This is a genomic window from Candidatus Nitrosotenuis chungbukensis, from assembly GCF_000685395.1.
GTDB lineage: Archaea > Thermoproteota > Nitrososphaeria > Nitrososphaerales > Nitrosopumilaceae > Nitrosotenuis > Nitrosotenuis chungbukensis.
The window spans coordinates 20,371-27,979 of sequence record NZ_AVSQ01000008.1 but is presented as its reverse complement, the minus strand read 5'-3'; the positions used below and the strand labels follow the sequence as shown (position 1 = coordinate 27,979).

The following is a 7,609-nucleotide window of genomic DNA, read 5'->3' as shown; positions in this document are numbered from 1 at the left end:
GTATGAATGTGCACAATGTCCCCAAAGGGAACAATGTTTAATAGGGTTTTTCCTTATTAGGAAATAGAACCCGTTTTAAATTTTAGAAATTAAAACGGACTGTCGGATGTATGGATCTAAGGGGCTGGATTTATCAGGTCTCGGCCTTTTCAATCATTTAAACATCGGACACAGTCCGATTATTATGAATACAATTTCCTATTTAGATGGATCGTTGATTTGTATGATCTAGTAAGGATCATGTTTTTTGACACATTGATTTAGATCAGAGATTGAAAATATTGGATTATCGATCGTAGATCAACTAAATATTTTTAACCGTTATCACGAGTTTTGGCTTTCTGCATTGTATTTTCTGGGTCATAGAACATAGAAAAGAGCAAATTCATATCTAATTTAGCTAATTTTCTGTCTAATTGTTTTGATTTGAAAGGTTTTGGAATAATGACAGTTATTGGAATAGTCTTGTCTTCTGGATTATGACGATCGTCTACCACAAAATCCATGTCATCGTAATCATACTCAATTTCATCGACTATAGGTACGTCTAAAACACGCATATTTTTGTCAGAATATGGTATTTTTTCCATTGATTATGATATTGCGACCGATCTATAGATCTGCCGATTATGTACCATTATCTATTTGATCAATAATTATAGATCTAAATGTCCCCCAAACCCACAAAAAAGATCTAAGATTTTTTAGCTAAATCACATGACTCTCTATGTCTTTTGGCTTGACCAAAATGTGACCAAACCTTCTTTCCACAATCACATCTAAACAGATTACCCATGACTGGATCTGTTGATATTACAGACATTGCCATGCCTATAATTTTGAATCCTTTTGTTCTCTCAACTTTTTAATCTCTTGATCTTTTTTGATAATCTCAGAGTTTTGTTGAGAAATAATGCCCTCTAATTTCTGAATCTTATTATCTTTTTGAGATATTATGGACTCTTTTTCAGTAACGGTATTCCTAAGTGTTTTATTTTCATTCAGTAATTCATTGATGCGTAAATCAAGTTTCCTGATCTGATTTTCTAGGCTTTGGATTTTGGTTTTGAGTGCTATGCCTCCAGCCGCTACTCCACCAACCAAAAGAAGTGCTAGCCAATTATTACTCATACGTTATAGTACGGTACTATACCTTAAAAGGCTGGCGATCAAAATTTAGTTATCAAAGATAGTTACTGGATCCAAGAGTTTCAAGCGCCCTTTTTACATCCTGTAATGTAAAACCAGCATCTGGTTTAAGATCCGTTAATTTATCAAAAATATAATCGGGCGTATATTCATCCAATAACGCCTCTTGTTTTTTCGCCCAATAATGAACGGATGCAAGAAGCTCTAATTCCCTTGGTGACTTGCCTTTAATAAAACGAATTACCTCATTTAATCTGGATTCTATTTCATTTGGGAATTTTATTTCTGCAAAATTCGGATTATTTTCAGATGAAAATTTCATATTTTTTATAATTGCTCCTTCTTTTTTTGTCTCAATTCCTTGCACGATAATATTTCCATTTGATTCCAGATCCTCAGCAATCTGTTGTATTTCTCCACTTAAAGGTCCATAATCGCCCCATTTGAAATTAAAAATACCCTGATCTAGATTAAAGAAATAGAGGCTCTTTTGTAATGCTTTCTTACCCATAATTCCACTTATCTCTAAACCTTCAATTTCAGTCGCTTTTTTAATTAATAATAGTGTGATATCTCTTCCAGAAAAACCAATTTGACTCCCTTCCATCTTTTAGTATAGAAAATAAACAAGATCTTAAGCTTTGCTATAGCTAATCGCTACGTTCAGGTAAGTGATAATCATAATTTTCTATTAAGAATTTACGAACAATTCCATATTTTGCAGGAATCACAAAACCACGTATCATAAAAGGCCTATTTCCTCCTAATTGATAGACTAATCTGGATCGTTTTTCAATAGGCTCGATCAGATGATTATTTTTATAGAATATTTGAATTGTGTTCCCCTCAGGTTCAGCTTCGTCTGATATGGAATAATTTGGCATTAAATTGTAGGGAGCTCTTGAAAGATCATCTGTTAAAAATTCATATTTTTCGATACCTAGGTCAGCCAATTTTTTTAAGAGATGCGTTTGAATCGGTTCTAATCCTTCTACGGATTCATCAGGTTGACTTTTTATACGCTCAGTTTTCTTTCTGTTTGTCAAAGGAGAATATGTCTCAATGTAGGGTTTCCGCTCCCTAATCATTTTTGCAATTATTTTTACGTCTTGTGGATTTCGTTCGTCATACAGTCTATTTAGAAACCAATTATCATCATACATTGCATAGCGCTCCTGTCCCTCTTTTTCCTTTAATTCCTCCGTTGAGGGATAACTCAACAATCCTTTTTCTTTTAAAATCTCGGCACATTGCCAAAGCATTAGTTCAAAAGATCGTTTTGTCTTGTGAAAATAGACACCCTGATACATATGGTGTCTAGCAACAATCATCTGTTCTACAGATTCATACCCTCCCTGCATCACAACAAATTTTTTGTCAACAACACACAGTTGTTCAATAATTCTATCTAAATCAAATTCGCCATACCACACCCCCGTGTAATGTGAATCACGCAATAGATAGTCTAATCTATCTACATCTAACTGACCATTAATGATTCTACTAAGATAGGATTTCTCTGGATATGGATCGCCAACGATTAAGTTCTTAACAAGTTTTCTGTCAATATTAGCATCATCCAGAATTGATGCAAAATAATTATCAATTAACACATTACCGTATATTTCGTGTTTATCACTAAGAAGATTCTCCAATGAATGAGAAAATGGAGCATGTCCTACATCATGGAGGAGGGCTGCGATTCGTAAAGTCTGTCTATCTACCTCATTTGCTTCGAATGTTTCTCCAAGTTTTTTCGTGTTTTTCTCTAGTGCATCAAATGCATCGCCTGCAAGATGCATTGCGCCAAGCATATGCCCAAATCTCGAATGCTCAGCACCATGATACACATAATGACCTAAGCTAAGTTGTTTGATATTTCGCAGTCTTTGAAAAACAGGTGTATTGATAATTTTTAATTCAAGAGGATTAACTCGAATAAATCCATGTATGGGATCTCTGAATTCTTTTTCATTATTTGTTATTTGATGTCACCTGTTAAATCGATCATTGAAAGATATTCCTATATTTAAAAAGAATTAATCAAAAAATAAACAAAAAGACTATCTTAATGATAGTTACAAATTTGTATGCAGTATCAATAACATTCATCAGTTTTTGCTTGCGTTCTGAATCAATGTGATCCATTTGTTCTCTCCTTCAATTTTGATTCCTGCTTTATCGGCAGGCGTTTTGCCTTCAAGACCCATATGTGGTCTGATGTAATTGTGGTAAATCTGATAGCCTGAAATCACTGGCGAGTCGTCCCTTTTGATTCCCCTCATGACCTTTTCTCTATCTCGAATCTCACCGTTTAGGCGTTCCATTTTGTTATTGTTCATGTCTCCTTTTAGGTGGATATGGCGAATATGCTGGGTTCTAGGTTTTTCATTGGTGTAAAATGCCCTTCTTGAGGCACGTTCAAAATTCCAAGCCCCGTCTGTTATCATGACTTTGGGTTTCTTCTGGGCTGTTTTTACTGCATCTGTGAACATTGGAATAACATCAGCGGTATACTTTCTATCGGAAACCTGTTTTGCAATCCAGAAACGGGTCTGATCATCCATCAGAGCATAGAGGTATTTTGGGTTACCCTTGATTCTGAGGTATAGTTCATCGGCTCGCCAAGTGTCGCTAACTTGAGGGGTTATGTTTTCTAGGTATTTTTCCATCAGTCCAACATAGCGTTTTATCCAGTTGTAGACTGTCTTGTGATTTACCTCAACTCCCTGCAATCTTAGGAATTTCTGGACATTCCTGAAAGACTCGCCTGAAAAGTAAAGCTGTAACGCTGAGGTGATTATCTGTGGACTTCCCTTCATTCTCTCAAACCCTAGGTTTACTGAAAACCTGAATTTACACTCATTACAGGAATATCTCTGAATGTCATAGTACTTGTTGTGCCTAATTCCATGCTTTACTAGGCTGATTGACTTGCATTTGGGACAAGAATCAGTCTTTATCGGTTCAATCACTATGGTCTTTTCAATCTCTTTTCTAAGCTTGATTGAAACCTCAACAGCGTGTATGTGCTTGCAACAGACTTGACGATAAGTATGATCTGGGCAGTTGCAGTTCCAACCGTTTTCGGTTACGATAACATCATACCAAGTGTTGATTGTTTGTGATTTTACTCTGTAATGAGAATCATCAATTCGTGTTACTTGGTTTGGCTTGTTTGCGATTTCTTCGCCTTTGGTTTGGCGTGGGTTTTCTGGCATGTATAGTATTAGGCGCCTACTAATATAAACATTTAGGCGCCTACATTATGTTTATAGGCGCCTATGCTTAAGGAATACTACATAATGAAATTGCAGAAACGTGTTAATCGCAGAGTCGGTGATAAGGAATATCTGAAATGGTATGTTGGCATACCATCTGAAGCAATAGAAAAGGCAGGTTGGAAAGAAAGCGCGGAATTGGATTTTGATATTAAAGATGGTAAAATAATTTTAAAACCTAAGAAAAAATAACCGTTTTACTTAAGGCTCAGCCCACTCTAATGGCTTTACACGTGAATTTTTAATTAAAACTTCAAATTCTCCTCGCATCTCACTTTCTAAATTTGATATGACCTCGAGTTCATTTTTGAATCTAATTATTCCCGCTGCGCCGTTATTAAGAACGGTGTAAGCTTCAATTGGATGTTCGTTTGTATAACCAACAGAAGCCTCTAATGCTATATTTGATGTATATACGATAGTTCTAAACGCTTGAGTGATTAACTCCATTATCGTTTTATCATAATCGTATAATTTATTGAAGAACATCCTAACATACGGGCTGCCTGAGCCTATTGGATAAAAAGTGTCTATTTCTTCTTCGTTCCCCTGCGAGTCTATGAAATGCAGGGAGGGTGATTCTCCATCTCTTCTTTTGAGCCCAATTAGGACCTCAATAGCCTGTGGATCGTCTTCCACTTGTTTACTTATCTCCTTGATTAACCCCTTACAGTCATCAATAAAATCTTCTGAAGAATAAGAATATGTTAATGGAACATCATATTGTGATTCTTCAGGCACTTGATCCGAGTCTTTTTCTCCTTGTGAAATTTCCTGTTTTTGTTGTTCGGTGTTGGTTTTTGGATATAATCTCTCCACAGCTTCTTTCCTTGAAAGACCACTATCAATTAAAGCGCGTAGATTCTTTAATTGAACCTCATTAAATCTAGTGCTTACTTTATCGGGCAGTTTTCGGTTAAACTCCCGAAATAGACGAGTGTAACCTGCCGCGCCTGCTATAAATGGAGTATTTTGTAAGGGAGTAAGAACTTTTGACTCGTATTCAAATTCTTGAGTTTCAAGATTTGTAATTCTTGTATCTGAAACTAGGCAAACTCCTTCAGCACATTTGAAACCTATTATCAGAGTCATTTTCTGTTCTTTTTTATTATGTAGGCGCCTATTAAATATGATCTTTTGATCTTGATCAGAAAATGTTTTTTGTAAATTATTTTTTAAAAAACTCATTATGTCCCGATCACCACACTTTTTTCATGTCCCGAGAAGTTCGACAATTTCAAAAAACGTAAGTCTTAAATAGTATTTACTTGAGGGACAATCAATAAAATGGTTAAATGCCCATTATGTAGTGATGCCGTCTCTTCCACGCATGGAATTGAGGTTCACATCAAAAAAATGCACCCACAAAGCATTCTAGCCCAATAAACTAGGCGCGTTTTGTTTTTTTATCTTTAGATTCTCCCTAGCTTATTCTATCTTTTAGTAAAATAGATTTCACACTTTTCATTTTCAATAAACTGTATAAAGACGGTCATGACAAACTTCCAGAACTCATGGTCAAAACCGCCAACACCAAGCATGTCTGAAAAGTTCAACGACGTCTTAAAGCCAAAAGGATCACTGAAGCCAAGAATTGAGATGGCCATCAAAAGTCTGACTGGACAAGTCTCAAAACTTGATGGAATGGTCACTAAACTAAAGCAAAGAGAGGACAAACTGTTCCAAAGAATCGTTACAGCGACTCAAAAACACGACGTTCACACTAGCAAAGTTTTAGCAAACGAACTAGCCGAAGTCCGCAAGGTCTCAAAAATGCTAGGAAACGTAAGAATGGCACTAGAACAAATCGAACTCAGATTGACAACATTCCACGACCTAGGAGACACCGTAGTCACAATAGCACCTACAATAGGCCTAATGAGAAGCCTCAAGTCTTCACTTGGCAAATTTATGCCAGAGGCAGACCGCGAATTAGGTATGATGACTGAGATGTTAGGTGGACTAATGACAGAGTCATTCCAAGGCGAAGGAGCATTTGGTATGGATCAATCCATGAACGAAGAATCTGAGAGGATTCTAGAAGAAGCAGCAGCTGTCGCAGAATCATCTGTTGGTGATAGATTCCCATCAACACCTGTAAGCACAAAATCTGCAGCCTCATCAAGATACGTTTAGTATCTTTTTCTCTTTTTACTAATTTTTTAGATAATTCTTAGGCTTCTGGCCGCGAATCCTTGATGGTCTTTACCTTGTTAGCTTCGCTCTCTACTACAGAATCAATATTTGCAAGCCTATTTCGTAGGTTGTTTATCAAAACCCCGACCTCGTCTGCTTCCCTTTCTACCATGGATCTCTTGTTGGACAGATCCCTTATTCCGCGGTTCTCCTCTTCGATATATTCGCCGACTTTGACCAGCTTTTCCTTTAGGTTTTTGATATCAACTGACTCGTCCTCTATCTCTTTTTCTAGTTTGGTACGCTTGTCTTTGAGGTTTTTAATCATCAGTCCGACATAGTCTATCGCCTCTTCTAGTTTGGTACGCTTGTTAATGAGGTCGCCAATGCCTATGGCAGAGTCAGAAACGGCTGGTTTTTCGGCAATCTTTGCCTGTTCCGCTGTGAACCCGGGTTTTTCTTGTTCCATCATACCTGCATCTTGTTGGGTAGACTCACCCTTCTTAAATTTTTCAAACATTATATCACAGATTCTCGTAAACTATACCGAATAATTACTAATAAAGATAAAGTTATGATCAAAATCCTGCTTTTGGTAAAATTTCTAACTGCTTTTAACAACCTCATTTTCTTCCCCCGCATCAAAAAACACCCAATTTTGGGGCGTTTCATGGCTTGAAATGCCCGTTCCGCTATGCGTTCCGCTGTGAAGTTTCAAAACGTCCCTGATTAATCTGCCTCGCCATACTATTGCATGTCAAAACAACAATACCGCTCAGAAATGGGCATAATGGGTGATATCTTAGATGTCGCCATGGAAGGAGGAAGACAAGGAACAATTGTCTCCGCAATATCTAGAAGAGCAAACCTATCGCACTATGCCGTGATAGAAAAATGCGAAAAGCTATCAAGCGCAGGCTTGGTGGAATCTGTAAGGACAGACAAAAACCGCCTTTATACGATAACTGAAAAAGGCCTACAATTTGTCCAAGAATTCCGAAGATTCCAATCCGTGCTTGATTCCATGAATCTAAGGTATTAAA

10 protein-coding genes are annotated in these 7,609 nt (G+C 36.9%); 3 read left to right on the top strand and 7 right to left on the bottom strand.

The window, feature by feature from the left end; all coding sequences use genetic code 11:
• Positions 1–314: 314 nt before the first annotated feature.
• The 5 genes from NKMY2_RS01945 to NKMY2_RS01925 form a co-directional block, all read right to left on the bottom strand.
• Entirely contained in the window at positions 315–590 is a 276-nt protein-coding gene (locus NKMY2_RS01945) for a hypothetical protein (protein ID WP_042683968.1), read from the bottom strand.
• A gap of 241 nt (positions 591–831) precedes the next feature.
• Positions 832–1,131: a hypothetical protein gene (locus tag NKMY2_RS01940; RefSeq protein WP_042683965.1), complete on the bottom strand. Its 300-nt coding sequence runs from the start codon at positions 1,129–1,131 to the stop codon at positions 832–834.
• Between the two features lie 52 nt (positions 1,132–1,183).
• Entirely contained in the window at positions 1,184–1,756 is a 573-nt protein-coding gene (locus NKMY2_RS01935) for a hypothetical protein (protein WP_042683963.1), read from the bottom strand.
• Between the two features lie 43 nt (positions 1,757–1,799).
• On the bottom strand, positions 1,800–2,963 hold the full coding sequence (locus NKMY2_RS10175; protein ID WP_052347457.1) for an HD domain-containing protein: 1,164 nt from the start codon (positions 2,961–2,963) through the stop codon (positions 1,800–1,802).
• A 297-nt stretch (positions 2,964–3,260) separates the two neighbouring features.
• Positions 3,261–4,370 (bottom strand): DDE-type integrase/transposase/recombinase, encoded by a 1,110-nt coding sequence (locus NKMY2_RS01925; RefSeq protein ID WP_042683962.1) that lies wholly within the window; start codon positions 4,368–4,370, stop codon positions 3,261–3,263.
• Between the two features lie 63 nt (positions 4,371–4,433).
• Here NKMY2_RS01925 and NKMY2_RS01920 point away from each other — a divergent pair, with 63 nt between their 5' ends.
• On the top strand, positions 4,434–4,622 hold the full coding sequence (locus tag NKMY2_RS01920; protein WP_042683961.1) for an AbrB/MazE/SpoVT family DNA-binding domain-containing protein: 189 nt from the start codon (positions 4,434–4,436) through the stop codon (positions 4,620–4,622).
• Positions 4,623–4,631: 9 nt separating this feature from the next.
• Here NKMY2_RS01920 and NKMY2_RS01915 read toward each other — a convergent pair whose 3' ends face one another.
• On the bottom strand, positions 4,632–5,618 hold the full coding sequence (locus NKMY2_RS01915) for an Ntn hydrolase family protein (protein ID WP_042683960.1): 987 nt from the start codon (positions 5,616–5,618) through the stop codon (positions 4,632–4,634).
• A gap of 306 nt (positions 5,619–5,924) precedes the next feature.
• On the opposite strand from NKMY2_RS01915, the gene NKMY2_RS01910 reads away from it, so the two are divergent.
• Positions 5,925–6,566, top strand: coding sequence for a Snf7 family protein (locus tag NKMY2_RS01910; protein WP_042683958.1), 642 nt, complete (start codon positions 5,925–5,927; stop codon positions 6,564–6,566).
• A 37-nt stretch (positions 6,567–6,603) separates the two neighbouring features.
• Here the strand turns inward: NKMY2_RS01910 and NKMY2_RS01905 are convergent, their stop codons facing one another.
• Positions 6,604–7,086 (bottom strand): hypothetical protein, encoded by a 483-nt coding sequence (locus tag NKMY2_RS01905; RefSeq protein WP_042683956.1) that lies wholly within the window; start codon positions 7,084–7,086, stop codon positions 6,604–6,606.
• Positions 7,087–7,320: 234 nt separating this feature from the next.
• Here NKMY2_RS01905 and NKMY2_RS01900 point away from each other — a divergent pair, with 234 nt between their 5' ends.
• Positions 7,321–7,608: a winged helix-turn-helix domain-containing protein gene (locus NKMY2_RS01900; protein WP_177316496.1), complete on the top strand. Its 288-nt coding sequence runs from the start codon at positions 7,321–7,323 to the stop codon at positions 7,606–7,608.
• Position 7,609: the final 1 nt, after the last annotated feature.